Annotated in this window: 27 protein-coding genes; 6 read left to right on the top strand and 21 right to left on the bottom strand. The window is 63.0% G+C overall.

Features of this window, described 5'->3' with window-relative positions:
- Positions 1-269 precede the first annotated feature (269 nt).
- The 4 genes from qcrB to ctaE form a co-directional block, all read right to left on the bottom strand.
- Positions 270-1,946: a cytochrome bc1 complex cytochrome b subunit gene (qcrB, locus tag Q2T94_RS18440; protein ID WP_264271744.1), complete on the bottom strand. Its 1,677-nt coding sequence runs from the start codon at positions 1,944-1,946 to the stop codon at positions 270-272.
- Positions 1,947-1,949: 3 nt separating this feature from the next.
- Entirely contained in the window at positions 1,950-2,993 is a 1,044-nt protein-coding gene (qcrA, locus tag Q2T94_RS18435; RefSeq protein WP_264271763.1) for a cytochrome bc1 complex Rieske iron-sulfur subunit, read from the bottom strand.
- Positions 2,994-3,061: 68 nt separating this feature from the next.
- A complete protein-coding gene (gene qcrC, locus Q2T94_RS18430) occupies positions 3,062-3,850 on the bottom strand; it encodes a cytochrome bc1 complex diheme cytochrome c subunit (RefSeq protein WP_264271745.1) in 789 nt (262 codons plus the stop codon).
- Positions 3,851-3,916: 66 nt separating this feature from the next.
- On the bottom strand, positions 3,917-4,555 hold the full coding sequence (gene ctaE / locus Q2T94_RS18425; protein WP_336245038.1) for an aa3-type cytochrome oxidase subunit III: 639 nt from the start codon (positions 4,553-4,555) through the stop codon (positions 3,917-3,919).
- A 146-nt stretch (positions 4,556-4,701) separates the two neighbouring features.
- Here ctaE and trpD point away from each other — a divergent pair, with 146 nt between their 5' ends.
- A complete protein-coding gene (gene trpD, locus Q2T94_RS18420; protein ID WP_302266092.1) occupies positions 4,702-5,754 on the top strand; it encodes an anthranilate phosphoribosyltransferase in 1,053 nt (350 codons plus the stop codon).
- 348 nt (positions 5,755-6,102) lie between these two features.
- Here the strand turns inward: trpD and Q2T94_RS18415 are convergent, their stop codons facing one another.
- The 10 genes from Q2T94_RS18415 to Q2T94_RS18370 all read right to left on the bottom strand — a co-directional run bounded on the left by Q2T94_RS18415 (position 6,103) and on the right by Q2T94_RS18370 (position 14,683).
- Positions 6,103-6,381: an Lrp/AsnC family transcriptional regulator gene (locus tag Q2T94_RS18415; protein ID WP_264271748.1), complete on the bottom strand. Its 279-nt coding sequence runs from the start codon at positions 6,379-6,381 to the stop codon at positions 6,103-6,105.
- A 57-nt stretch (positions 6,382-6,438) separates the two neighbouring features.
- The gene (locus tag Q2T94_RS18410; RefSeq protein ID WP_302266091.1) at positions 6,439-6,822 is read right to left on the bottom strand and encodes a DUF3054 domain-containing protein; all 384 of its coding nucleotides are present in this window, start codon (positions 6,820-6,822) and stop codon (positions 6,439-6,441) included.
- A gap of 67 nt (positions 6,823-6,889) precedes the next feature.
- Positions 6,890-9,304: a hypothetical protein gene (locus tag Q2T94_RS18405; RefSeq protein ID WP_302266090.1), complete on the bottom strand. Its 2,415-nt coding sequence runs from the start codon at positions 9,302-9,304 to the stop codon at positions 6,890-6,892.
- 182 nt (positions 9,305-9,486) lie between these two features.
- Positions 9,487-10,044 (bottom strand): dihydrofolate reductase family protein, encoded by a 558-nt coding sequence (locus tag Q2T94_RS18400; protein WP_302266089.1) that lies wholly within the window; start codon positions 10,042-10,044, stop codon positions 9,487-9,489.
- 196 nt (positions 10,045-10,240) lie between these two features.
- Positions 10,241-10,567 (bottom strand): CHY zinc finger protein, encoded by a 327-nt coding sequence (locus Q2T94_RS18395; protein WP_264271752.1) that lies wholly within the window; start codon positions 10,565-10,567, stop codon positions 10,241-10,243.
- On the bottom strand, positions 10,564-11,175 hold the full coding sequence (locus Q2T94_RS18390) for an energy-coupling factor transporter transmembrane component T (protein ID WP_302266088.1): 612 nt from the start codon (positions 11,173-11,175) through the stop codon (positions 10,564-10,566). Before Q2T94_RS18390 ends, Q2T94_RS18395 begins: the two co-directional genes overlap by 4 nt.
- Positions 11,169-11,861 carry an energy-coupling factor ABC transporter ATP-binding protein gene (locus tag Q2T94_RS18385; protein WP_302266087.1) on the bottom strand — a complete coding sequence of 231 codons (693 nt, stop codon included), beginning with the start codon at positions 11,859-11,861 and terminating at the stop codon, positions 11,169-11,171. The genes Q2T94_RS18390 and Q2T94_RS18385 overlap by 7 nt, the downstream gene beginning before the upstream one ends.
- Entirely contained in the window at positions 11,858-12,982 is a 1,125-nt protein-coding gene (locus Q2T94_RS18380; protein WP_302266086.1) for a thiolase family protein, read from the bottom strand. Before Q2T94_RS18380 ends, Q2T94_RS18385 begins: the two co-directional genes overlap by 4 nt.
- On the bottom strand, positions 12,969-14,057 hold the full coding sequence (locus Q2T94_RS18375) for a class I adenylate-forming enzyme family protein (protein ID WP_302266085.1): 1,089 nt from the start codon (positions 14,055-14,057) through the stop codon (positions 12,969-12,971). Before Q2T94_RS18375 ends, Q2T94_RS18380 begins: the two co-directional genes overlap by 14 nt.
- Entirely contained in the window at positions 14,054-14,683 is a 630-nt protein-coding gene (locus Q2T94_RS18370; RefSeq protein ID WP_302266084.1) for a biotin transporter BioY, read from the bottom strand. The genes Q2T94_RS18375 and Q2T94_RS18370 overlap by 4 nt, the downstream gene beginning before the upstream one ends.
- A gap of 451 nt (positions 14,684-15,134) precedes the next feature.
- Here Q2T94_RS18370 and Q2T94_RS18365 point away from each other — a divergent pair, with 451 nt between their 5' ends.
- Positions 15,135-15,695 (top strand): GNAT family N-acetyltransferase, encoded by a 561-nt coding sequence (locus tag Q2T94_RS18365; RefSeq protein WP_302266083.1) that lies wholly within the window; start codon positions 15,135-15,137, stop codon positions 15,693-15,695.
- Positions 15,696-15,829: 134 nt separating this feature from the next.
- On the opposite strand, the gene Q2T94_RS18360 is transcribed toward Q2T94_RS18365, so the two are convergent.
- From Q2T94_RS18360 to Q2T94_RS18340, 5 genes are all read right to left on the bottom strand, one after another.
- Positions 15,830-16,627, bottom strand: coding sequence for an SGNH/GDSL hydrolase family protein (locus Q2T94_RS18360; RefSeq protein WP_302266082.1), 798 nt, complete (start codon positions 16,625-16,627; stop codon positions 15,830-15,832).
- 374 nt (positions 16,628-17,001) lie between these two features.
- Positions 17,002-18,147 carry a glycosyltransferase family 4 protein gene (locus Q2T94_RS18355; protein WP_302266081.1) on the bottom strand — a complete coding sequence of 382 codons (1,146 nt, stop codon included), beginning with the start codon at positions 18,145-18,147 and terminating at the stop codon, positions 17,002-17,004.
- A 145-nt stretch (positions 18,148-18,292) separates the two neighbouring features.
- Positions 18,293-18,679 (bottom strand): iron chaperone, encoded by a 387-nt coding sequence (locus Q2T94_RS18350; RefSeq protein WP_302266080.1) that lies wholly within the window; start codon positions 18,677-18,679, stop codon positions 18,293-18,295.
- Between the two features lie 371 nt (positions 18,680-19,050).
- Entirely contained in the window at positions 19,051-19,650 is a 600-nt protein-coding gene (locus tag Q2T94_RS18345) for a class I SAM-dependent methyltransferase (protein ID WP_302266079.1), read from the bottom strand.
- Positions 19,651-19,811: 161 nt separating this feature from the next.
- A complete protein-coding gene (locus Q2T94_RS18340) occupies positions 19,812-20,354 on the bottom strand; it encodes a GNAT family N-acetyltransferase (protein ID WP_302266078.1) in 543 nt (180 codons plus the stop codon).
- Positions 20,355-20,725: 371 nt separating this feature from the next.
- On the opposite strand from Q2T94_RS18340, the gene Q2T94_RS18335 reads away from it, so the two are divergent.
- Together Q2T94_RS18335 and Q2T94_RS18330 are read left to right on the top strand one after the other, a co-directional pair.
- Positions 20,726-20,989 (top strand): hypothetical protein, encoded by a 264-nt coding sequence (locus Q2T94_RS18335; protein WP_302266077.1) that lies wholly within the window; start codon positions 20,726-20,728, stop codon positions 20,987-20,989.
- A gap of 944 nt (positions 20,990-21,933) precedes the next feature.
- Positions 21,934-22,431, top strand: a complete 498-nt coding sequence (locus tag Q2T94_RS18330) for a hypothetical protein (RefSeq protein ID WP_302266076.1) — start codon at positions 21,934-21,936, stop codon at positions 22,429-22,431.
- Between the two features lie 152 nt (positions 22,432-22,583).
- On the opposite strand, the gene Q2T94_RS18325 is transcribed toward Q2T94_RS18330, so the two are convergent.
- Together Q2T94_RS18325 and Q2T94_RS18320 are read right to left on the bottom strand one after the other, a co-directional pair.
- Positions 22,584-22,883 carry a GNAT family N-acetyltransferase gene (locus tag Q2T94_RS18325; RefSeq protein ID WP_302266075.1) on the bottom strand — a complete coding sequence of 100 codons (300 nt, stop codon included), beginning with the start codon at positions 22,881-22,883 and terminating at the stop codon, positions 22,584-22,586.
- A gap of 177 nt (positions 22,884-23,060) precedes the next feature.
- Positions 23,061-23,492 (bottom strand): TnsA-like heteromeric transposase endonuclease subunit, encoded by a 432-nt coding sequence (locus tag Q2T94_RS18320; protein ID WP_302266074.1) that lies wholly within the window; start codon positions 23,490-23,492, stop codon positions 23,061-23,063.
- A 487-nt stretch (positions 23,493-23,979) separates the two neighbouring features.
- Here Q2T94_RS18320 and zapE point away from each other — a divergent pair, with 487 nt between their 5' ends.
- Both zapE and Q2T94_RS18310 read left to right on the top strand, forming a co-directional pair.
- Positions 23,980-25,188 carry a cell division protein ZapE gene (zapE, locus tag Q2T94_RS18315; protein ID WP_302266073.1) on the top strand — a complete coding sequence of 403 codons (1,209 nt, stop codon included), beginning with the start codon at positions 23,980-23,982 and terminating at the stop codon, positions 25,186-25,188.
- Positions 25,185-25,850, top strand: coding sequence for a peptide deformylase (locus Q2T94_RS18310; protein ID WP_302266072.1), 666 nt, complete (start codon positions 25,185-25,187; stop codon positions 25,848-25,850). Before zapE ends, Q2T94_RS18310 begins: the two co-directional genes overlap by 4 nt.
- Positions 25,851-25,855: the final 5 nt, after the last annotated feature.

Genomic DNA, 25,855 nt, shown 5'->3' with positions numbered 1-25,855 from the left:
CGCCGCATGCCCACATCCATTGTTGCACCGGGATCGGCCCGTGTATGCCCGATTCCGGGCTTACGACGTTGGCCACGCTTCTGCGCGTGGCGTCGGTGACTGCCCTGTTGTCGGGCGCGAGTAACGGGCCGACGGCTGGCGGACGGGGGAAGGCCTTGCGGTCCCGCGGAGCTTGTCGCCGGCGGCGACGGGCTGGGCAACTGCGGGTTAAACACTGCGGGGCCCACCAAATGGTGGGCCCCGCAGTCAGGATGAAGTCCTGGCAGATACTACTTTTCGATGGATTCCGTGGAGGAACCTTCGATTTCTGCCGGTCCGTGTCCATGTTCGGCATGCACTGCTGCCAACTCGGAAGGCGTAACCGGGGCTACGCGATCCTCGAAGAAGAACTTGGACAGGGCGCCGCGGCGCTTTTCGCTGCCGCTGATGTGGCCGGCCGCGTTCGGCTGGGCCGGAATGACCTTGCGGTCCTCGTAGTTGACCAGCTGGTGCAGCTTGTAGACATCCAGCGCCTCGTGGCGCTCCGAGAAGGTGCCTTCCGGCGACATTTCGATGATTCCGGTTTCGCGACCGTGCAATACGATCTCGCGGTCCTTGCGCTGCAGCGACAGTGCGATGCGGCGGGCCACGATGAAGCCGAGGATCGGGCCGAGGAAGAACAGCACTCGCAACCAGTAAGTGACGTCGTTCAACGACACGTGGAAGTGGGTGGCGATCAAGTCGGAGGAGGCCGCTGCCCACATCACGCAGTAGGAAACGACACCTGCAACACCCATGCCCGTACGGAACGGGGCGTTGCGCGGGCGATCCAACAGGTGGTGTTCGCGCTTGTCCTTGGTGACCCAGCTTTCGATCCACGGCCATGCGAACATGATCGTGAACATGATGCCGGCAGGGATAAGAGCCGGAATCAGGACGTTCAGCGTCAGGGTGTTGGTACCCCACGGGAACGGGATGAGCCACTCGAAGGAGAAGTTGCCCAACACGCCCGGCATCAGTCGCAGGGCGCCATCGACGAAGCCGATGTACCAGTCAGGCTGGGTGCCGGCGGAGACCGGCGAGGGGTCATACGGGCCGTAGTTCCAGATCGGGTTGATGGTCAGCAATCCGGAGATCGCAGCCACGATGCCGAAGACGATGAAGAAGAACCCGCCTGCCTTGGCAGCGTAGACCGGACCCACAGGGAAGCCCACGACATTGTCGTTGGTGCGGCCCGGGCCGGGGTACTGGGTGTGCTTGTGCACGACCACCATGAACAGGTGGATGCCGACCATGAGCAGCAGGAGCGCCGGAACAATCATGATGTGCAGGGAGTACAGGCGCGGAATGATGACCGTGCCCGGGAATTCGCCACCGAAGAGGAAGAGCGAAATGTAGGTGCCCACCAGCGGGATCGACTTGATGACGCCGTCGATGATGCGCAGGCCGTTGCCGGAGAGCAAGTCATCGGGGAGGGAGTAACCGGTGAAGCCGGCAGCCATCGCCAGGATCAGCAGCACGCCGCCGACAACCCAGTTCAGTTCGCGCGGCTTGCGGAACGCACCGGTGAAGAACACGCGAAGCATGTGGACCGACACGGCGGCAACGAACAGGATCGCCGACCAGTGGTGGACCTGGCGCATGAACAGACCGCCACGCACGTCGAAGGAAATATCCAGCGACGTGGAGTATGCGGCGGACATGCCGATGCCCTTGAGCGGGTTGTACGAACCGTTGTAGATGACGTGTGCCATCGACGGATCGAAGAAGAACGTCAGGAACGTTCCGGAGATCAACAGCAGGACGAAGGTGTACAGTGCCACCTCGCCGAACATGAAGGACCAGTGGTCCGGGAAGATCTTGCGACCGAATTCCTTGACGATCACCGATCCGCCGACACGCTGGTCGACGAAGTTGGCAATGCGTCCGGTGGAAGTCTTCGGAGTGTACTCAGTTGTGGTGCTCATGGATTAGCCACGCTCCCAGTAGCTCGGTCCAACAGGCTCCTGGAAATCGCTCTGGGCGACCAGGAAGCCATTGGAGTCAACCGTGATTGGCAGCTGAGGCAGCGCGCGTCCGGCCGGGCCGAAGATGACCTTGCATTCCTGCGTGAGGTCAAAGGTCGACTGGTGGCACGGGCACAGCAAGTGGTGCGTCTGCTGCTCGTAGAGGGCCACGGGGCAACCGACGTGCGTGCAGATCTTGGAGTAGGCAACGATGCCGTCCACGTGCCAGTCTTCGCGTCCCTCGGAGACCTGCATCTTCGATGGATCCAGGCGCATCAGCAAGACAACGGCCTTGGCCTTCTCGTTGAGCATGTCCTCGGCTTCGTCAAGTCCCTCGGGAATGACGTGGAAAGCCGAACCAATCTGCACATCCGATGCCTTGATGGGGGTTCCGGAGGGATCGCGGGTCAGGCGAACGTCCGTGTCCCACATCGTGTGGCGCAGCTGCTCGACCATTTCGCCGGCGTTCTTGCCGGAACGGTCGAGGTCGCGGAACATGAAGATCGCGGGAATCGGAGCCAATGCCATGGCGCCGATGAGGGTGTTTCGAATCAATGGACGGCGCTTGATGCCCGTCTCTTCGATCACCTGGTTGATGATCTCCTCGGCGTCCTTGCGATCAGCCTCAGCGGTGATCTCGTGACGCATTTCGGAAATCTCGTGGTCCGGCATCAGGGTCTTTGCCCAGTGGACAATACCGATACCGATGCCGAGCATGGCAAAAGTGGTGCCAAGGCCGAGCATCGCGTTCTGTACGCGGATTTCCGAGATGTTTTCCGGACGTCCGAGAACGAAGTAAGCAATAAAGAACGACAGTGTTCCGACGATGGAGATGATAAACAGCAGCGCTACCTGACGCTCTGCTCGCTTCTCTGCATGCGGGTCGGTATCTGCCAAGCGCTTCCGATGCGGCGGAAGGCCGGGATCCTGGAATTTCTCCAGGGTTCCCGTGCCAGCCTTAGCAACGGTGCCCGAGTCGTCCGGACTGCCGTGACTATGGTCGCCCATGTTGTCTCTCATCCTTTTCTCAAGATTCATTAGTACGTAGTGATGTGGCGGCACGGGCCGCCAGCGACCTAGGAAGGACGCGAGGTGAGCCAGATGGTGAAGGCAATGATGATGCCCAAACCAGCGGTCCAGATGAAGAGACCTTCAGCGACCGGACCCAGCGAACCGAGCTTGGCGCCGCCCGGCGAACCCTGGGCTTCGACTTCCTTCAGGAAGGTGATCACGTCACGCTTCTCTTCGGGAGTGATGTTCGAGTCGTTGAAGACGGGCATGTTCTGCGGGCCAGTAACCATGGCTTCGTAGATGTGCTTCTCGGATACACCGGCCAGGGCCGGGGCAAACTTGCCGCGCGTAAGTGCGCCGCCGGCAGCGGCGGCGTTGTGACACATTGCGCAATTCACGCGGAAAACCGTACCGCCTGCGGCAGAGTTGCCATGGGATGTATCAAGCATGTCCTCGGACGGGATTGCCGGTCCGGCACCCAGGCTGGCCACATATGCGGAGAGCTGGGAGATCTGGGCGTCATCGAACTGTACCGGCTTGGCCTGAGCCTGGGGCCCCTGCATCTGCATCGGCATACGGCCGGTTCCGACCTGGAAGTCGACTGCAGCGGCGCCTACGCCAATCAGCGAAGGACCGTCAGCGGATCCTTCTGCATTCAAACCGTGGCAGGTAGCGCAGTTGGCGACGAAGAGCTTGTTGCCCTCCTCGATGTCACTTGCGCTGAATCCTGTAGCCGCCTTGGCCTCGTTGACGCTGCCGGCGGCCATGTACAGGCCTCCAGTGATGAGCAGGCCCATCAACAGCAGTGCGACGGCGGCGAGTGGATGGCGGCGCCTTTGCGAAAGAGCCTTCACTTGCTGGTTCCTCACTTATTTTTTAGAACGGGGAAGTTGCCGAAGTAGGCAACGTTGTTGGTTGCGCTACTTCAGGAAGTAGATGATCGCGAACAAGGCGATCCACACGACGTCGACGAAGTGCCAGTAGTAAGACACGACAATCGCACCGGTTGCCTCGTAGTGACCGAACTTACGTGCAATAAGCGCACGTCCGATGATCAGCAGGAAGGCGATGAGTCCGCCGGCCACGTGCAAGCCGTGGAATCCGGTGGTCATGTAGAACACGGAACCGTAGGCGTTGGAGTTCAAGGCAATGCCGTGAGCAATGAGCTCGGTGTATTCGTAGGCCTGAACGGAAACAAAGATGGCACCGAGGATGAAGGTCAGGACGAACCATTCAACCATTCCCCATTCCTTCAAGTTGAACAGTCCGCCGGTGCGGCGAGGCTTAAGATCCTCGGCACGGAAGACACCCAACTGGCAGGAGAACGAGCTCGAGACCAGGATGATCGTGTTGATAAGTGCGAACGGAACGTTGAGTTTCTCGGTTTCGGTCGCCCACATTTCCGGCGATGCAGCGCGGAGTGTGAAGTACATGGCGAAAAGCGCGGCAAAGAACATCAGCTCGCTGGCAAGCCAGACGACAGTTCCTACCGACACCATGTTGGGACGGTTCGGCGCAGGATGCGCCGGGGCAATTAGGGCATGAGTCGCAGTTGTCACAGAGCCATTATGTCTATAAAAGTACCTCTGACACCAATGCATTGAGCCCCGCGTGGCGGGAAATTTCACCGCTTCACGCCTACAGCCGCGGAAACACGCGGGATTAACATTTCAGACTTTCTACGATTCGTAGATAACCTAGTGGCGTGTCAACGATTCGAACGGACCCAAAGTTCCCCACATGGCCATCAATCCTCTCTGCGCTGATCGCCCGCGGCGATCTCGACAGGGACCAAGCGTATTGGGCCATGGGCGAGGTGATGACGGGCAATGCCAGCGATGCGCAGGTGGCCGGTTTCCTTGTTGCGCTCAGATCCAAGGGTGAGACCGTTGCCGAACTCACCGGCCTGGTGGAGGCGATGATCGCCAATGCCAGGCCGCTGGTCGTCGAGGGCGAACGCCTGGACATCGTGGGCACCGGGGGTGACCGACAGAACACCATAAACATCTCCACGATGTCGTCCCTGGTGTGTGCCGGGGCAGGGGCCCGAATCGTGAAGCACGGGAACCGTGCCTCCTCTTCGTCCTCGGGCTCCGCCGATGTGCTCGAGGCCCTGGGTGTGCGACTCGACGTTCCCATCGAAAACCTGAACGCTGTCTTGGACACCGCGAACATCACTTTCTGTTTCGCGAACATCTTCCACCCCTCAATGCGGAACGCCGCAGTGCCCAGGCGCGAGCTGGGGGTGCCGACGGCATTCAACTTCATGGGGCCGTTGACCAACCCCTCCGGGCCGACTGCATCCGCGATTGGCTGCGCGGACCTGCGCATGGCTCCGCTGATGGCAGGGGTGCTGGCCGCGCGGGGAGTTCGTGCGTTGGTCTTCCGAGGCGAGGATGGACTGGACGAACTGACCACGACCGCCGACAACAGGGTCTGGGAAGTCCGTGACGGCACGGTCACCGAGTCGCGCTTCGATGCGCGGGACCTCGGCATGGCACGGGTGACGCTCGACGACCTGCGCGGGGGAGACGCCCAGCACAACGCGCAGGTGGTGCGCGACGTGCTTGACGGTGTCCGCGGCCCTGCCCGGGATGCCGTCTTGCTCAACGCCGCGGCCGGGTTGGTGGCCTTTGACCAAGATGCCTCCGGCTCCGTCCAGGATCGCTTAGGGAAGGCGGTCGTGAGGGCCGCGGAGTCGATCGATTCCGGATCCGCCCGGCTGGTCCTGGAGAAATGGGTCAAGGCGACGGCCTAGGAATTCTTGCGTGCGGATCCGCACGCCGCCTGGCGCGTCCTCCATCTTGTACGGATGGGAGGCGCGCCAGTGCCGTTTCAGGGGCCCCGCGCCCGATTTGTTGGCCAGCTCCCGTGAATGTCTTTTTCGGACGCTGATGGGCCTCGTGCGGTTTTTTGGGCAGGAGCGTGCGGACTCTGGCGGTCACCGCTGGTCGTGCGGTTCCGCAACCGAGGTCGAGCAGAGCGCGCCCGGAAACCCGAGCGGGTCCAAGGCGGTGGTTAAATGCAGTGGCGGGTGTGCCGCTTGCCTCCGTTGAGGCGAGCGGCACACCCGCCACTTTTCATGAGCTGGGGACCGGCAGTGTGGCTATTCGAGACCGAGGGAGAACGCAGCATCCAGGTCGTGGCTTGAATATGCCCGGAACGCAATATGTGTTTGGGTTCCGGTGATGCCTGGAACCTTGGATAGTTTGTTGGCGATGACTTCGGCCAGCTCTTCGTGGTGGCGGACCCGGGCGATGGCGATGAGATCCCAGTCGCCGGCGACCGAGTAGACCTCGGAGATGCCTTCGATGTCCGAAATCTTTTCGGCGCACTCGGGAATGCTGTCAGAAGCGGTTTGGATCATGACGAATGCAGTGACCACGTGGGTACCTCCAGATGGTTATGGGCGGTGGTTTTCTGAACTTGATTTGAGCCTAGTTCAGGAAGTTGGCGTGCGCACGCGGCGGCGCGCTATAAGGTTTGTGGCTACCCTGCGTCCCACCAGGAACACTCCGAGAACAATCGTTGCGACAATGATGAACGGCACCGCGGCGGTGGCGCCAAACAGCACGCGCAGGGATAGCCCCAAGGCGACGGTGCCGAGCCATACGAGGATGCCGGTGGGCCAGATGCGCGAGTGGTTGGTCCAGGGGCGTGAGAGCAGCGTCAGTGCGGCCAGTGCCAGCAGGAAAGGCGCGGCGGTCTGGAGCACGCCCAGAATGGTCAATGAATGTTGGTGGGAGCCCCGCCCGCTCAACGCGAAGATCAGGACAAGGACCACATCGATCGCGAAATATGCGATCCAGGTCTTACGAGAGGTCATGCTTTTATTCTACGTGGCGTAGTACATAGTTGTGCCCCCAACGTGAGTGTGACCCATCGGAAGTGCCCTACGGTGAGGGTGTGGGCGTTGGACTCGGTTGCCGTGCCCTCGTCGGTGTTGGCGGGGGTTGCGGCGCCCTCGACGGCGTCGGCCTTGGTGCTGGTTTCGGTGGTCGTGCCTTCGAGGGCCTCGGGGGCGCGGGCGTGGGCGTTGCGGGGCGGGGGAGCAGGTCGAGTTCGACCAGCACAGTCTTCTCGGTGGAGCCAAAGACCCTGCCCGAGGGAGTGGCTGCCAGTCGGGGACCGAAGCGCTGCTTGCCCTTCGGGGTCCCGATGACCGCCTTGGTGCCGGCGCGGAAATCCACGACCGTGGTGGTGCCCGTCGCGCTGTGCACGAGCTTGGAACCGTCGCCCACCTGGGCGATGTCGGCGTTGGCCCATCCCGGGCGGTGGGCGGCGTTGCGAGTCGGGGTGAGGCGGTGGCGCCGGACGAGTTTGCCGTTGGCGGGATCGATGATGTTCAGGCCCTCGACGTCGGCCACCACCAACCACCCGGCGATGAGCTTGGGTGCATAGAGGGCACCGGAAGAAGCGACTGGTGAGGTTTCCCAGACCTTCTTTTTCGTGGCGATTTCCAACTTGAAGACCTTGGCCGGTCCCTTGGTGTCCGGGATGCCGTAGCCGTTGCGCACCGACGATGTCCCGAAGACATAGCGCTCATCGGCTGCCAGGCCGATGATGGAGTGGGCGCGGACGAATCCGGCACCGCCGCCGTTGAGCACCCAGCTGATCTTGTTGCTGCGGGGATCGATCATTCCCAGCACGCCGCCGGCCCGCCCGTAGTCCGGCACGGTGCCGAAGAACACGTTGCGTGAGTTCACGGCCCAGCCGAACGGACGGGACTGGTGGTATTTGCGGCTCAGCCGTTCAAGCCGCACATAGCCCCCGGGCTTGTCCTTCATTGAGCCGTCCATGCTGATGATGTCCGCCGAGCCGTAGGAACCGATGTAGCTGCGCGTGGCATCGAATTCGATCATGGCCTCAATCTGGTTGACGAGGCTTTCGTCGTCGGGGGAGTGCCAGCGTGCACCCGTGTCGGGATTGACCGCGGCCAGCCCGTCACCCATGTAGCCGCCCACATACACCTTTCCATCGGAGTGCCCCATGAGCGACTGGATCGTGAATTCCCCGTCGGTGAGCGAAACCGTGCGCACCTTGTCGATCTTGCCGGTGGCGAGGTTGAAGGTTTCGAGGCGCAGGCCCGTGGGGATCTGGCTGGCCACGAGCACCGCCTTGGAGGTGGCGTGTAGTGCCAGGGGTGCACTGGTGCCTACCGGACCGAGCTTGGTGTCCCGCCACGTCGCGGTGTCCGTCGCGTAGAGAATTCCCTTGGAGATGTTGAAGATGCGCCCGCCGGCCTTGACCTGGGCCGAAGCGCGCCCACCGCCCTGGGCCGGCTTCTGCCCGCTGCCCTTGATTTCCGCCGAGGCGCGGCGGGCGCCCCAGACCCGATCGACCTTGCCCGTCCACTTCTTGCTGACCGGGTCCAGCAGCAACTGGGCAGTGATGTCGCTGGCCGTGACTACGACGCGGTTTCCGATCACGTCGATGGAGGAGATGAAGCCGTTGTGCATCGGGTCGGGCAGCTGGACCTCGGTGCGGCGCCCGGGGTGGCTTGCGGGGAAGGTGAATAGCCGCGGGTTGCGGGAACCTGTCCCGACCCAGACCTGGTCGTTGGGGCCGATGGCCACGCGTCTGACGTAATCGGTGTCGGCCGCGACGCGGGAGTGGGCCCGGATCTTCTTGGTCGCCGCGGTGTAGGTAAAGGTTGCACCGTTTGGATAGGTGCCTCCCCACACGTTTCCGACCGAATCCAGGCGCAATTCGTAGAGCACCGTCGCCCCGGGAACCACCGCGACCCGGCGCACCTGCCTGGGGCTGGTTGGGCTCCAGGACAGTAGGCTGCCACTGGTGCTCAGATAGAGGGTCTTGCTGGCCCGGTCCCAGACCAGGGATTCGATCCCGCCGTTGTGGCTGCCGGGGATCGACACCACGTGCATTGGCGCCCCGGCATCGGGGTTGACGATCTGCAGTTGGTTGACCGGTCCGACGATTGACACGGCAAGCCAGGGGACCGGTGCCGAGGTCAGCCCGGGCAGGGGAACCACGGCCTTGACGTTCATTGCCGGGAAGGCCCCCTTGAAGCTCGAAATGGCGCCGCGGGTGTTGGCCGCCCGTTTCAGCGGAGTCGTCAACAAGGGATCGCGGTGGCGCCACGGCGGGGGGCCGGGCTTGGCCGTTGGCGTCGGCTTGGGCGTCGGCTTTGCGGTCGGAGCGGGAGTTTGCGGCCTCGGGACAGCCACCGGGTCCTCGGTGGGGGAGTGCAGGGGAGAGAGGGCGACCCCTCCGGCGGCCAATACCGCCAGGGACAGCAGCCCGCGTCGGGTCAGGCGGTGCGGATCACTCTGGGGGTCGTGGTGCACTGTCGGTCTTCCGGTGGTCGTAAATGGCTCGGACGGCCTTGAGACTAACAGCCGGAGATGTGGGATTTCCTGTTGAGCGCGCCGGATCATGTCGCATCTCACATCGACGATCCAGTGATCCGGCACGTTGGTGATGGGCGGGCGTGGGAATTCTGCATGAATCCCGGCAGTTGGAACTGATGCTATGAACCGTTTTCCACCGCGTAGGAATGGATGACGGTGCCGTTGGCCATGGTCCGTGAACCGCTCAGCCGCAACCGGGCCGCGTCCGTATGGTGGATCAAAAGACCTGCCTCGGGGGCATTGCCCAGGAAAAACGGGTGGATCCACAGCCGGATCTCATCCAACAGCCCATGCTCCATGAGCGTGCCGGCGAGGCGTCCGAACCCATAGGTCAAGATGTCCTTGCCCGGTTGGACCTTGATGCGCGCAATGCCGGCGGCGACGTCGTTTGCGATGATGGCGGTGTTGTCCCACGTGGTTTCCCGAAGGGTGGTGGAGACGACGTACTTCTGCATGGTGTTGATGCGATCGGTGAACGCGTCCCCCGAGTGTCCCTGCCAGACCTCGGCAAAACCCAGGTAGGTGTCCTTCCCCAGCAGCACCGCGTCGCACTGTTCGATGAGCTCCTGCTGGATCGTGGCCTTTTCATCGCCCGGGTCCGGCAGGGAGGGCCAATGCTGCGGGTTGGTGACGACTCCGTCGAGCGAGACATAGGTTGAATTGATGATTCGACGCATGTGGGCCCCTCCTCGTGAAATGTGCGGTGTGCATGCCCGATGAAACAAGGCTCGCAGTCCGGCACGGGCAATGGAACCCCTGGGCGCGGACAGTCCTCGGGCGCAATGGGGGGTTGATCGCACGGCAGCGGCCCGCGGCAGTGCGCGCCCTGGCCCGGCACCCGAAAGTCGGGGCAGCAGATCCTGCTGCACCGAATCAATTCTGGAAGTACAGCTCCGTGTGCAGCTTGCATCCCGGGTTGAACGTCGCTGCGCAACGCGTGCACGAGTCGACATCGAGATACTCGGTGATCGCCAATAGGTGGCCGCAGACGCCGCAGAGCACGGCCGGCTCGTCGCGGGAATCCACCGGCCACTGCGCCGCATCATGGTCGGCCGCCTCCGCGTGGCACAGGTGGCACGGGTAGAACTCGCGGCAGCACGCGAACTGGATCGCGATCACGTCGAGCTCGGTTCGATAGTGGACGCAGCGCGTCTGGCCATCGACGGCCGGACCCAGCACGTTCGGCCTCTCCAGGCTCATCGCACACCCCGCGCGGTGAGCGCATCGCCGAGCTCGTCCGCGTGCTTGAGCGCCACGATGAGAAAGGGGACGACGAAGGTGCGCGGGTTGTTTCGGGCACCGCGCGCCCGCTGTGCATCGCGCACCTCGCCCGCCCGGCGGCCCAGCACCGGGATGGTGCTGATCGTCACTGTGAGCAGCAGCGCGATCCGCTGCGCGTCCAGGCCCAGTCGTTCCAACGGGTGCAGCCCGCGTTCGATGGCATCCAGCAGCGCTGTCACCCGGGTGGTGAGTGCCAGCAGGGCGGCGATCGCTATCGCGGCGGTGAGGCGGGCGACGTTGGCGAGCGCGGGTTCCGGGCCCAGGAAGACCAACTGGCTGAGCGCGGTGATCGCGATGACCCAGCGGATCGCATGGACCTGGCGGCCGAGTTCCAGGATCCCGGACCATCCGGGTCCCAGGCCCGCCACCGCGTAGCCCCCGATGGCCGCCGCCGCGGCGATGGCCGCCGAAGACCAATGCGAGGGCAGCAGCGAGACTCCGAGCACGACCGCCAGGACCAGCAGCAGCTTCGGGCCGGCGGGCATGCGGTGCAGCCAGCCGGTGCCCGGCTTGTAGAGCGTCAGCACCGCAGCACGGCCTCGTACCTGGCGATGATCGCGTCGGGTTCGCCGACGCCGACCATGCGTCCGCCGGCGAACATCACCGCCTGGTCGCAACGCGCGGCCAGCGCGAGGTCGTGGGTGACAAGCACCAGGCGGTGTCCGACGTCCTCGAACAGGTGGTCGGCGACCCGTCGGGCGTTGCGTGCGTCCAGGTAGGCGGTCGGCTCGTCGGCGATCACCAGCTCCGGGTTGCGCACGAACGCGCCGCACAGCGCGAGCAGCTGCTTCTGCCCGCCCGAGAGATCGTGGGAGGGCCGTTCGGCCAGATGCGCGAGGCCGAAGCGTTCCATGGCCGTGGCCACCCGTTGCCCAAGCTCTGCAGGGCGGAGCTTGTCGGCGCGCAGCGAGAAGGCGACGTCCTCGCCGACGGTGGGCATGATGATCTGCGCGTCGGGGTTGCTGAAGACGACGGCGATGCGCCGGCGCAGCTCGGCGGCCCGGCGGCTCGGGTCGATCCCCAGGATGCCCAGCTCGCCCGAGGTCCTGGTGGCCAGGCCGCCGATCAGCCTGGCGAACGAGGACTTGCCCGAGCCGTTCTCCCCGATGACCGCCACGGTGCGTGCGTCCAGATCGAGGGAAACATCCTGCAGCACGTCAACGTCGCCCAGACGCATCCCGACGTCCCTGAGGTGGATTGCCGTGGTGCTCATCGAACCACCTCCAGCACTGCGGCGATGCCCATGCCGCCGCCAATCGATGCCGCGGCGACCCCGCGGGTTCCCGCCGGCGCCCCGGCGCGCACCAGGCGGCTGAAGAGGCGCACCACGGCGATCGCGCCGCTGGCACCCCAGGGATGGCCGAGCGCCAGCGCGCCGCCATCGGCACACAGGCGCGGGTCGTCCTCCGCGATCCCGATCCGGTCCAGCACGGCCAGGGACTGTGCGGCGAAGGCCTCGACGATTTCCAGCGCATGGACATCGGCCAGTTTCCATCCCGCCGAGTGCAGGGCGTCCTGGATGGCGCCGGCGGCCCCGATGCCGGGAAGCGCCGGATCGCAGCCGAAAACGGCGGAGGCGCGGATCGCGAGCCCGGGTGCGCAACCCGCGGGTCCCAGTACCAGGGCGGCGGCGCCGTCCCCGATGCGCGTGGCGGTGCCCGCGGTGAGCGTGCCGCCGGGGAAGAGTGCGGGCAACCGGGGGAGCAGCCGCTCCGCCCCGCCGATCGCGTCGTCGTAGTGGAGCCCGGACAGCGGCACGAGTTCGGCATCGAAGCGGCCGGCGGAAACCGCCGCGCGGGCTCGGGAGTGGCTGCGCGCGGCATGGGCGTCCTGGCGGGCGCGGGGGATGCCGTCGTGTTCGGCGAGGTCCTCGGCGGCCCGGGTCATCTCCGGGTCCTCGAAGCCGGCGGGCGTAAATGGCGCACGGCCGTAGGCGATGCCGTCCACCGAGCGCACGGGTGCGGTGGAAGCGCTCTCCACGCCGCCGGCGACGCGTATCCGGCGGTCACCTGCGTGGATCGCGGCCGCGGCATCGAGGAGAGCCGCGAGGCCGCTGCCGCACTGCCGGTCCACGGTTGCGCCGGGGACCCCGTGGCCCAGTCCTGCCGCCAGCGCGGAAATGCGGCCGGGGTTCCCGCCCGGGCCCATGCAGTTCCCGAGGATCACATCGGCCACGGTGATCGGCGAACCGTACGCCGCTTCGGCGTCTTCCAGGGCCGCCCGGATGACGGGCGCCGCGAGCTCCTCGACGCGCAGGTGCGCCAGGGCGCGTCCGCGGGTGCCTACGGGGCTGCGCCGGGCGGCGATGATGACTGGATCGCTAGCGGATGACAAGGGGCTGCACCTCCCCGGCCAGGACCCGGCGAACGGCTTCGGCACGCGCGGGCTTTCCCGACGCGGTGCGCGGGATCTGGCCGGCGAACCAGCGGCGTGGCCGGTGCGCCGGGGCCAGCTGGGCCGCGGCATGTGGACGGACATCAACGGGTGCATCGCCCTCAAGTTCCAGCAACGCGGAAACCAGGGCTCCGACGGGCTCGCGCGGCAGGCCGAACACGATCGCGTCGCGGACGCCGGTAATCGAGCGCAGCACGGCCTCGACCTCTTCGGGCACGATCGTCGCGGAGGCGCTCAGGATTGCTTCGTCGGCGCGGCCCAGCAGGCGCAGGCGGCCATCGTCCCATGCTGCACGGTCGCCGACCGTCGCCCACGCACCGTCACGGCGCAGCGGGCCGGAGCCGCCTGCATATCCGGAGGCGACATAGGGGGAGCGCACCCACAGTTCCCCGTCCCGGATCTCCAGTTCGACGCCGGGGAACGGGCGCAGGCCCTCGCCCTCGTCGCAGGCCACGAAGGACAGCTCGGCCGCACCGTAGTATGCGCTCACGCGGATACCCGCCGCTTCGGCACGGCGGCGGAGCGCCGGGTCCAGGTGGGAACCGCCGATCAATGCCGCGCGCAGCCGCGGGTGCGGGCCCGCGTCGAGGACCGCGCGAAGCGCCTGCGGGGTACCATGCAGGACGTCGGCCTCGGGTGTCGGACGCAGCACCGGGCGGGGTCCGCCGGAAAGCGAGTGTGCGAGCGAAAAAAGGGTGAGCGAGGAAGAGGGCGGGGCGGGCAGCGCCACGGTGTCGCCAGGCCCTGCGTCCAGGAACGCGCCGACGGCGGCGAAGGAGTCCGACCACGACTCGGCACTGCGCAGCACGATCCGCGGGGAGCCGCTGCTGCCGGAGGTGAGCGTCGCCCAGGCCGTCCCGTCGGGAAGCTCCGCCGCTGCAGCTGCCGCGACGGTGGCCTCCCACTGCAACTTCGGCCATCGGGCATCGCCGACGAGCGGCACATCCCCTGCCTCACGGATCCGGTGGATGCGCTCGAGTAGGCCCGGGTCGGCACCGCTTACCGGGACAATCATCGGACTCTTTCCGGAACCGGTGCCGCCTTGGGGGCCCATACGCGTTTGAAGGCGCGCGGGTAGGCCCGGACCAGCGTCATGACGATGACCGTCGCGGCCACGGCCTTCACGAGGTCACCCGGGAGGAATGCGAGGCTCAGCATGGCGGTCTCGCCCAGCGGCAGGCGCGTCACCATGCTCTGCACCGGGATCCCCACGGCATAGATCACCAGGATCCCGCCGACGAGCATGCCGAGGATCGTTCGCCACAGCACAGGCTTGCGTCCGCCCGCATGCACGATCAGGCCGATGACGAACGAGCCGACGATCCAGCCGATGAGGTAGCCGGCCGATGGTCCGAAGAACACGCCGATGCCGCCACGGCCGCCGGCAAGCAGGGGCAGGCCGATCGCGACCAGAGCCAGCAGCACTGCCATCGAGAGGGCACCAAGCCGCGGCCCGAGAATGGCGCCGGCGAGCATCACCCCGAGGGTCTGGACGGTGATCGGGACACCGCCGGCGAGGGAGAAGCCACCCGGCAGGCCCAGCACGGCGACAAGCGCCGCGAAGACGGCGACCCGTGCAAGCCCGGTGGCGTCAAGCTGCCGGGCGCCGCCTCGTATCGAGAGGGGGGAAGGATTGGTCATGGGAGTTTCCTTACGCGCTTCATGCTTGAACGGCGTTCAATTGAACAGTGTTCACTATAGTGATGCCGTCGCCAAAGCCAAAGCAATCGAAGTCATATTTCGTGAAACCGCCATCCGCGGTGCCGTGCCCATCGTTGGTGGCCTCGGGCTATTCGAGGCCCTCGCGCCGGGATGCGAGGCACGGATTTCGGTAGTGCCGGATGGATCCGCAATAGATGCAGTTTGTCTGGCTTCGCCACAAGAGAGGGGCCTCTTGTCCTCGTCAAGACGGTGCTCGTTCGCGGCCGGGGCGGGGGAGTAGCCCCTCCTGCCCGTCGGAGGTCATGGCGAAGGAACGGGGGCAAGTGTTACGTGTCCACCACTTCCCACCGGGATGCCCAAGGCATCCAGCACTGGCCAGGGCTTGGCCATTGCTGTCGGGCCGCTGGCGTTGATTGATAGGATCCTGAGCATGTCCAGCCCGCGAGCCGTCAGGCTTCGTTCCCGTTCCGAAGACGACTTTGACGTCTTGTTCCGAATTGCCGACGATCTAGCCACCTGGGAGGAGCGGAGCGCGGCATCGCCTGCGCCGTTGACTGGGGAAGCCTTCAGAAGCCGGCTTGCGCAGAGCGATGCCGATGATTCAGGCAAGGACGTGAGTTTCGTGATCGATGTGGACGGTGCAGCCGTCGGCAGTGTTTCGCTCTTCGATTTCGACGAGCTCGCCCGCCACGCGGAAGTCGGGATCGCATTGGTTCCCGAAGCACGTGGCAACGGCATTGGAACCGCAGCGATCTCACAGATCGTTGAGTTTGCCTTCGTGCGCTGCAACTTGCGCCGTGTCCACCTGCAGGTGATCGAGTCGAACCTCGGCGCGATCCGTGCGTATGAGAAGGCGGGATTCGTGGTCGAGGGTCGTCTGCGCCAGCACGCCTGGGTTCGCGGAAAGTATGAGGACATCGTCGTCATGGGAATACTCCGCTCGGCCTGGGATTTCTCAGCCCGGGATAAGGGTGGCCTTCCCCGGGACTGAGCGGCGCCGCGCGGAACTTTTACCGGAGCGCAACTAAGCCGCGACGGGGAGGGCCCTGTCAAGGAAGCCCGGCACCACTGGATCGGGGCGCAGGTAGCGCACCAGCGACAAGGGTTCACCATCCCGGAACGGCCTTATCGGGTCAGTTTCTTCAGTCCCTTCTTTGGTGGCACCCGCACAGGATGGGGCCAGCGGGGGCTCAGGGTATCGCCCAGCGTAGTGCCCCGTAGCTTTCGCCCGAACATGGGAAGTACCCACTCGGTGACCCACGTCCGGTGTTCCCGTGCCCGCTGCCGCACGCCGCGCGGTGCCCTCCGCTTGTCCCGGTGCGTGATGCCGTGCGGCACCTCAAGGACATCCAGGACCCTCGCTGCCATGTATTTGTGCCCGGCCTTGGACATGTGTAGCCGGTCGGGCCCCCACATGCGGGAGTTCGCATAGGCGTTGAAGGAGGCGTAATCCACCAATACGGCGCCGTACTTTGCGGCGATGAGCCGGACGCCGTCGTTGTAAGCGTGATTCTTGCGGCGCAAGGGCCCCAGAATGGGCGAGACCTCCACGTCGTAACCGGTAAAGAGCACGAGCGTTGCGCCCGTCTGCGCCAGCTGACTGACCAGGAATTCATACTCGGCCAAGATGCCAACGATCTTCGTCCCAAGGTCCATGACGTCATTGCCGCCGGCATACAGCGTGATGAGCGTTGGCTCCATCGCGATGGCGGGTTCCAGCTGCTCCGCGATGATGTGCCGAAGCCTCTTGCTGCGGATGGCGAGATTCGCATATTCCCAGCCTGGACTGTCGCTGGCGAGAGCCTCGGCCAGCCGGTCAGCCCATCCCCGGACGCCATTGGGGCGCCGCTTGCTGCCATCCCCGACGCCCTCCGTGAAGGAATCTCCCACGGCAACATAGCGGCCCGGTCCACGATCAATCATGAGAAATTAAACGGCTGCCCATCTCGATTTCGAGGCAAGGGGCAGCAGGAGGGCCGCGTCCGCACTCACCGGAAACGAGATATTCGGATCGTGAGTCGCTTCCGACGGTGGCGTCCCTACGCGTGGGCCCTGCGTCTTGGCTTGAGCCAGCTCCGCAAGATCGGTCGCAAAACGGGGCCGCCCGCCGTCGTGCGCACCTTGGAGCTGCGTGGCCACACCGGGCCCGTGGGAGGGGGAGTAGGAGCGGCCCGAGCAATTGGCCCGGCAGGCCATCGGAGCTGCATCCGCGTCAAAACCAATGTCCTCATGGAGCATTTGTGCCAGCGCGGGGGCAAGCGCTGGGCCAAGGTTGCCCACGCCGGCAACCGAATTTGTCATCGGCTTCCTCTCGCGCCTGCCGGAATCCGCGGGTGCTCTTCAATGGCCTGAGTGTAGAGATTCATCAGCTGCTCACACACGACCTGCCAACTGCGGCCTTGGACTTGCTGGAAAGCTGCGGCGGCGAAGGCTGCACGTTTGGCGTCATCGCCGATGAGATCCATTGCGTAATCACGCAACTGGGCCAGATTTCCTGGGGCGTAAAGCCAGCCCGTCCGGGAGGAATCCACGAGATCCACTGGGCCGCCGCGCCCGGTGGCAACGACGGGGACCCCTGATGCCATGGCCTCTTGGATGGTCTGGCAAAACGTTTCGAGTTCGCCCGGATGCACGAACAGGTCGAAGGTGGCCATGGCGGCCGCCAGCTCCTCACCGCCCAGGAAGCCCGTAAAATATGCGTCCGGAAGAAGGGCTTCGAGCGTTTCCCGCTGCGGTCCGTCGCCGACGATGACCAGTCGGGTGTCGGGGATCCCAGCCAGGACAGCCAGATCCTCAACCTGCTTTTCGAGAGCCAGACGCCCCACGTAGCCAATAATTTTCTGCCCCTGTGGCGCTACTGTGTCACGGAAACCTGGGCTGCGCTTGTCAGGGTGGAAGCGATCAGTATCCACACCCCGGCGCCACAATTCCAACCTCGGGATGCCGTGGCCCTGCAGTTTTTGCAGAGAGTCGCTCGAGGGAACGAGTGTTTTAGTGGCAGCTACGTGAATCCGTTTCACCCTTTGCCATGCCCAATTTTCCAGGAATGGCATGCCATAGCGGGCTGCATATCCGGGAACGTCCGTTTGGTAGACGGCAACCGAGGGAATATCCAGAGCCGCCGCGGCCCGGACGGCACGCCAGCCCAGGACAAAGGGGGATGCCAAGTGGACAACGTCGGGATTGAACTCGGCCAGCAGGGTCTTCACCCGCAGCACCCCACCCATGGCAACCCGGATGTTCCGGTAACCGGCGAGGGGAACGGCGGGCAGCCGCCTGACGGTTGCGCCTTCCATCGTAGGAGGCGCATTCTCCAACGTCGACGGGGCGATGACCAAGACCTGGTCCCCGCGCGCATCCAGATGCTGCAAGACTTTCAGCAGCGAATGGGTGACCCCGTTCATCTCGGGAAAGAACGATTCAGCAACTATGGCAACCTTCACGCCTCAACCATGACTATTGAAGGTTGCCACCGTGTCCAACTTCGGGAACACGACGGTGAAGAGTGGGTGAACGGCTGCGTCCTATGCTGTGCTCACGACACCCCAGCGCCGACCACGCGGGCGGTCGGCATAGGCCGCGAGCGGCTTATTGCCTGTTGGAGTCGATTTCGCGCACGTGTACGCGAACAAGATCTGCGACGAGGCGGCTGGGCAGGGTCTTTTCGAGCGTGAACTGGATGGAGTGTTCGGTGGTCTTGTAATCCTTAAGCTGGTCCTTCAGCTCCTCGATCGCCCATGAAGAGGGGTAGAAGCTCATATGTTTTTTGGATGCGGTGAAGTACACGAGTGCCCGATTCCTGTATTTGAGGGTCGGCATTCCGTAACTTATGGTCTCCTCGGTGTCCGGCACGAGCTGTGTTACGAGCGCGCGGAGCCGTTCGAGTTCTGCCCGGTATGCGGGGTCGAGTGCATTGAGATACTCGTCGACACTCTTCGCTTTTTCACCCATAAGCACGAGTGTATCGTCGGTCACCGTTCCGCTTCGCTCGGACACCGGTTCTTCAGAACTGCGGCGTCGGGTAGGTAGGAATGTAGCCGGCAAACCGGCTCGCCGATCGGAGGGGGGCACGGCAGCGACGTTCTTGGTCAGGGATTCGATGCTCTCCGGCTCGTCCAGGCACTGAAATCCAAAGTCTCATACACCCCGACAGCCGCAACCGGAGGAAATCTTCACCAGACAACTCTGACTGCGTCAACCACGAACTCGGTGGCGGTACCCCGGTGGGATCGAGGCCCGCTTTCACCGCATCCGGGCGCTCGAGGGGCCGTGAATGGCGGTGTGGGCCACGAATGGCACTTGATCGGCCGGTGCGATGCGGTTCCCGCGTCGCGCAAGCCGCATGCTTATCGGGCAATGGCCGAGATTGCTGCGTGGGGCCGGCCGCCTGGATCCTGGCGTGTTTCTGTATCGATCACGTCGAACCCGGCGTCATGCAGCAGGCTACACATCTGAGCCACCGACCAGTAGTACGCCGGCGCAACAGTATGGTCGAACGGTTCTGCAGACTCGCCATCGAAAAAGCCTACGAGCAGGTGCCCTTGAGGCGAAAGAACGCGGGCTAACTCACAGAGAACGGGCGGCAAGTCCGCTGGGGGCAGGTGAATCAGTGAATACCAGACGAGCACTCCATTCAAGCTTCCATCGGCTTCGTCGAGGGCGCGCAGCGAGGAGACTTGGAATGGCACATCGGGGAAGCGAAGACGGGCGCTTTCAATGAATTCGGGTACGAGGTCAATGCCTGAGATGTCTGCACCCCGTTTATGCAGAAAGTCAGTCCAATGTCCTGGTCCGCATCCGGCGTCGATGATACGGCCGCTAATCTGCTGAGCCCAATGCTCTATGCGGTTCCGATCCGGCTCGTGCATGTCATCGATAGCCCCAAGAATGGTCGTGTACTCGGATGCTCGAGCGGCGTAGGCCTGCTGAACTTGGGAGTCAGTCATGTAAGTAAGCCTAGAGACTCTTTAGCACGACCGTTGGCGCGACAGCCTCCAGCGTCGTCCCGACAGGAGCGTCCCGGATAGTTAGCAGAGGAACAGAAAAAGGAAATAGAACCAAGCCCGACAGGGGACGCCGTAAGCGGAACGCTAGGCGGGACGGAATACTAGATCTTGAGGTCTTCCCATTCGAAATAGGTCACGGTGCCGTTTTTCCAGTCTTGGCGCAGGATCGAGTAGGCAATGGCGGCGACGTGTCCGCCGTCTTTGGTGGGCCATCCCAATCGGTAGTGCGCTTCCTTGAGGAAGCCTGCGCGGAGGAAGGTCTTGCGCATGGCGATGTTGTCTTCTCGCGTTTGTCCCTCGAAGCGGAGCATGTTCGGCATCGACTCGAAAACCAAGTCGCAGAGCGCACGCAGCACTTCCACTCCCACGCCTTTGCCGCGTTGGGCTTCCTCCAGGCGCAGGTCGAAGAGCGGAGAATCGTCTTCTTGCAAATCCTCCAGAACAGCCATACCGATACGATGTTCGTCCCTCAATACCCAATAACCTTGGGTATCTTCGTTCCAGAAATGGCCATTCTCAATCTTCGTCCGTATGTCCGCGGCCTGAGGTGCGGCTTGAACATGGAACGGGAAACGATTTGAGGTCAGGAAGCCGATGAGATCTTCGGTGTCGGCTGGTGTCATTGGAACAAAGTCGATGGACATGCTCCGACTCTAACTACACAGACGGAACCTGTCCCGAATCAAGGAACGCTCTACGGAACACGATTGCCTCGGTTCATCCAGCGGAGACAAATCCTCGCCAGATCAACTGAGCAGGACATGCTGTTCTGCGGAAAAGCATGTCCATGAACCACAGGCAAGCGCAGGACAAATCCATTGGGTCATTGGCCGTTCCTGAGAACGCCAAGAGACGAGCCATTGACGTCCTACTATCGATTGGAGAACAATGGCTCATTCGATCTTCGCGATTAGAAAAGTGCAACTGACTAGTATTTGGCGTCTCAACAGCGACAGAAGTATGACGATGATGCACAACTTCCGCGAAGTACCTTCACTAGGTTCCAAGGGGATCCATGCAAATCGCCATCAGCATTGCGCTCGTTGCCGTTTCCATCGCGGTGGCACACCTGCTGATCACCTCAAGTTCACGTCAAGACGCGAAGTCCTCTCGCGTGAAGTGGCTCTTTGTAGGGTTGTTCATTGCCTTCTGCGTGCTCTTGGGCGTCAGCGATCAATTCGATTCTCCCGTCCTCGACGCAGTGTTCTTGGTTGCCCTTCCTGCGCTGGGAACCGTACTTTGGCACGCTGTAGCGGCGAGGAAACCCCGCCGCAGCTAGGGACACGCCGTCTGCTGCCCCTGGCGAATCGCTTTGAGTGACTGCACATGCACGGTCGGGCGTGCTGCGGCTCTCGCCGATACTGATCAAGCACGAGGCAGGGGTACGGGCTGGGCCGCACCACGATGGCCCTCCAAGCATTGCTGAAATGGACATGAGGCCCTGAGATGTCTGGGCTGTCGATGTCTTCTCCTCTGGTCGTATGCATAGCAGTTGCCGTCCCGGTTGGGGAATGCTCTGCGGGGCAGCGCTAGTTGACCGCAACGTGGTTGAACTGACACTCTCAAGTACATGCGTCCCAACCTGATAGTTATCGCGAGTATCGTCGCCACCCTCGTCGCAAACGTCGCGTTGGATATATTCACAGATATTCCCATGTTGTTTCGTTGGACTGTTGCGGTTGGGCTTGGACTGGCCGCCACATTCGTACTGACTAAGCTGTCCAAACGCCGGCCAGAGAGAAATACCAGCGGGACATTGGACCGCACGTAGGTCGTCAATGGATCAAACTTCCAATGCCGAGGTTGTCGTTAGCAGCGCCTGGAACAGCACAATCGTTCATCCCCGATTTCTGTCTCCACCAAGGAACGCTCTATGGTTCGGTCACTATCGAGATGGCCGACTTAGGTAGCCCTGCCTTTACCGCGGAACCATGCCAGAAGTCGTGGGCGGCGTTGCGGGATCGCTGCGGCCTGAAAAACCTCTCGACCTGAAAGTTCGAAAGCGCGCCCGAAAAGCACCTACTCTGTGCTGGGGGCTCCTGGGCCTCGAGGAAGAACCCCGGTGGATGCCCACAATGATTCACGCAACCATTGGCCGAATCCATGGACCTGGCGTATCTATACGATTTAGAGATTTCAGGGCGTGCCTAGTTCCAGTGTGCTTCCGCGCGCGTGACACATACATGTCAGAGGTGCTTTTTAGATGCGCCATAAGCTGTACCCATGGCTACTCTTCCCGCACAAAAAATCGGCACGCTAATCTTCCCCCTACTCGGCCTAGCCGTGCTGTCAGGAGCTGTATTGGGGTCGCTCGCCTTATTGCCTTTGCTGCCTTCCGGCGAATTGATGGACAGGCAAGACTGGCACTGGACCAACGTCCCACTGATGCTTTTTTGGGCTGCGGTTTGTGGCGCCGTCATTTCGATTCCTCCCGCAATCGGCGCGGCGGTGGCAGTGGCCATCCAGGGAAAGAAGCACTTTCCGACCTCGGGAAACCGTCAAGCGCTCGTCGCTGCCCTGGGTGCCGCGGCAGGAGCGATGGTCCCGATTCTGGCTTACCTGTTCCTCTTCGAACGAACCGCAATTGAAGTTGAAGGACCGTTGAACGTTCCGATCATCGCACCGATCTTCATCTTGGTCTGCTCCTGTTTAGCCTGGGCGGCTTTTAGAGGCGTGCTGTCCATCCTCAATAAGAGAAATAAGCAGTCCGCAGGATCTTAACCCAGACCTAAGCGTCGGTCGTTGGGGCCGCCGCAGAGAACGGCAAGAATCGTGCCCTAAGGCATCCTTAAGGCGCGTACCAAGTACGGGTAAAGCTTGCTGATGGAAAATATTTCAAGGCGCCCGCAGGGGGACCCTCTGCGAGATACTCTTCATTGCCAACCTGGCGCTGAGGGCGACCAACTTTGGTAGTCGCTAAGCCCTTCGGCAAGCCCGAATTTCACGGCTGGCCATGCGGATTCGATGATGGAGAAAACCACGGTGTCAGGGACGGTGCCGTTCTCGAAGATCGTGTGATTGCGAAGAATGCCGTCTTGTTTGGCACCGAGTCGTTCGATTGCGCGCCGGGATTGGTGATTATGCCAATGCGCCCGGAACTCCACTTCAATGCACCCGAGTTCCTCGCACGATCGCTGGAGCAAGTGCATCTTGGATGCGGCCTCGATGCCCATACCCATTGCTTTCGATCCGATCCAGGTTGACCCGATTTCAAGACGACGATTGGCTGGTTTGAGGTTCAAATACGCCGATAGCCGGCGATCCAGTAGCGGTTGGCGCGCCCCACCCCGGGCAGGTCTCCCAAGCGGCGGTAATCCCATCCCACCGTGGCGCAGAGGTTTGCGGAGGCATCAAAAAACTTTCTGGTCCTCGGCCTTGACCTTGGCATCGGGTCGGACATCGACAACGACGCCGGTGCCGTCGGCTCGGCGAACAAAGTAGTCGGGAACATGCCAAGTTTGGGGGAGTGGCTCCGGAAACGTGATCCTTAAGGGCTGGGAGGTAATGCCCTTGACGGTGGCATCAAAATCCAGGCGAATCAGATGGTCGCGTTCCAGCCAGGACTCGAAACCGACATGCCGGTTGATGGAGGCGCGCCACCAGAGGCCGGAGAAATTTCGTTGTCCCTTGTAGGCGGCAACGCGGCGGACCGGTGGCGAATTCTCGAAGTCGGTCGCCCAGCAACGCGCCAGAAGGTCGCTGGTTGTGACGGAGGAAAATTGCTCCCTGAAGACCAGGGAGCCGGCAGGATCCTTGGACCCGGCTGCAACGTCGGACGCCAACAGCGCGCGCGTCCCATCGCACCCAGTGTTAGCCGAGAACACCCGAATGCTTCGGGTGTAGTGAGATCACCTGTAATGAGACAGGACAACGACTGCTTTGAGTTGCACTAACACGAGAGGGGCTCCCGAAACCTAAGTTGACATAATGTAGATTATCGGCGATCTGGATACTAGTGGGGAAGTGGTGAAATCCAACATTTCGCACACATCGTCCAGTGACTGTTTAGCGCGTCTCCATGTGTCGGCTTGGCGCGCGGTGCCTCCCGGTGACCGGGCGCACGACCCGAGCCCGAGCCTTGGGACCGGGCGCGCCGGACCGATGGCGTCCGGGATTGGTGAAAACGTCCCGAGTACCGTTGGGATATGCGTGGGTTTATCCCGACCGGCCATTCTCCCGCCGGCGTCCTGGCCAAATAATAAACACTTGACATAACTACCTGGTGCCGTGTTTTGGTACTTGCATAGTTATTCAGGGAAACTCGATGGTATGCCACACCCAACGTCGCCCGTTCAGGGTTCCATCCTGCGCGGCGCATCCCGGCACGTCCGGCACGCCATAAAGCAATCCGTCGAAATCCGTGCGACTTCCGAACACCTGCAACTCGATGCCAGGCAGTATGAAACCATCGACCTGCTGTCCGGCAATGCCGCAGCTCATCTGTCTCCCCTGGGCCGCTCCCCCGGGAAAAACCATGTCTATCTCTGGGGACCTCCGGGGCGCGGCAAGACCTGGTTGCTGGGAGCGGTCTTCGATGCCCTGCCGACCGAGCGCAAACTGCGTGTGCATTTCCACGACTTCTTCCGTGACCTCCATGCAACAGCCCACAAGGCCACCACGGTTGCCCTTGAGCAGATCGACGAACCCGACTCACTCGGGGAAACGCGCGGACGCGCCGACCGCGTGGCGGCACGCACCAGCGCCATTGAACGGTCCATCGAGACCATGCTCGGCGGTGTGGAGATCCTGTGCTTCGACGAATTCCACTGCAACGATCCCGGCGATGCCATGTTGCTGGCACGCACCGTCAAATACATTATTGACCGGGGCATCCTGTTGATCACCACGTCGAACTACCCGCCGGAGGAACTCCTCTCGGACGAGTACTACCACCACCTGGTTCTGCCGACGATAACGACCATCCGCGAGAACATGACGGTGCACGAACTCGATGCGCAACGCGACTACAGGGCGATCGAGCGCCAGGCGGCACAGCGATCCGGATTCAGCATGGGAACACTGCTGCGCTCCCCCGACTCAGGTGACCTCGAGCGCCTGGGGTTGACCGAACCCTGCGCCGGCGACACGGTGCGGCTTACGCCGACAAGCCATGAAATCCTTGCGTTGCGCATTGACGGGCGGCAGATATGGTTTGGCTTCCCAGATCTCTGTGAAGCCCTGACCTCCACCGTGGACTACCTGAAGCTGGTACGAGACCACGATCACTGGATCATTTCCGGCGTGCCCGGCACCGAACGAATGACGCCCTATGGGCTGCGCCGGCTGGCCAACGTCATTGACGTCCTCTACGACCACCAAGTCCGCCTGGACATGTTCGTGGAAGATGGCTTCACTGACTCCTTCAACCACCTGCCCGAACTCGAGGCGGCCCGACTACGCAGCCGCATCAACGCACTGGACACGGGCAACGAACAGATATCGGGAACTACCACTTCGCTGGAGGGCGTCCACTCATGAATCCAAACGGCGAATCGACAACATCCGCCCCCTGGTCCACCGAAGCCATCCGGGCCGGGGTCGAGGAACTGGTCCGACTTCACGAGGCGGGTGTTCTTCCACCCATCGTGCAGTTGGGGCATCCGGTGCTGCGGATGGCCGCGGCGGACTTCACCGGCCAGCTGGAACCCGCTCTGTTGCGAGCCTTCCTTGACACCATGCGCGCGGTCATGCTGGATGCCCCGGGGGTCGGACTCGCAGCCCCGCAGCTGGGCATCCCCCTGCGCATCGCCGTTCTGCAAGACCTTTACGAATCCGTTCCGGAGATCGCCCTCGCCCGGGAACGTGAGCCGCTGGAGTATCTCGAAACCATCAATCCCCGTTATCGTCCCGTCGGTGACCGCACAGTCGGCTTCTACGAGGGGTGCCTGTCATTCAACGGATACCAGGGAGTTGTGGAACGGCCTGCCGACATCGACACCACGTACCGGGATGCCGAAGGCACCACCCATGAACGGAAATTCTCCGGGTGGCAGGCGAGAATATTCCAGCATGAGACCGACCACCTCGATGGCACCGTGTACATCGACAAGGCCGTGACCCGCTCGTTGTGCGCCAACCACGAATATCCACGCTGGGCCAACCCGGGTATTGCCGAGGCCAGGAGCGGGCTCGGATTCTAGGGACG

The organism is Paeniglutamicibacter sulfureus (assembly GCF_030512175.1).
Lineage (GTDB): Bacteria > Actinomycetota > Actinomycetes > Actinomycetales > Micrococcaceae > Paeniglutamicibacter > Paeniglutamicibacter sulfureus.
The sequence above is the reverse complement of the archived record's forward strand: the minus strand, read 5'-3'. Positions and strand labels throughout refer to the sequence as shown.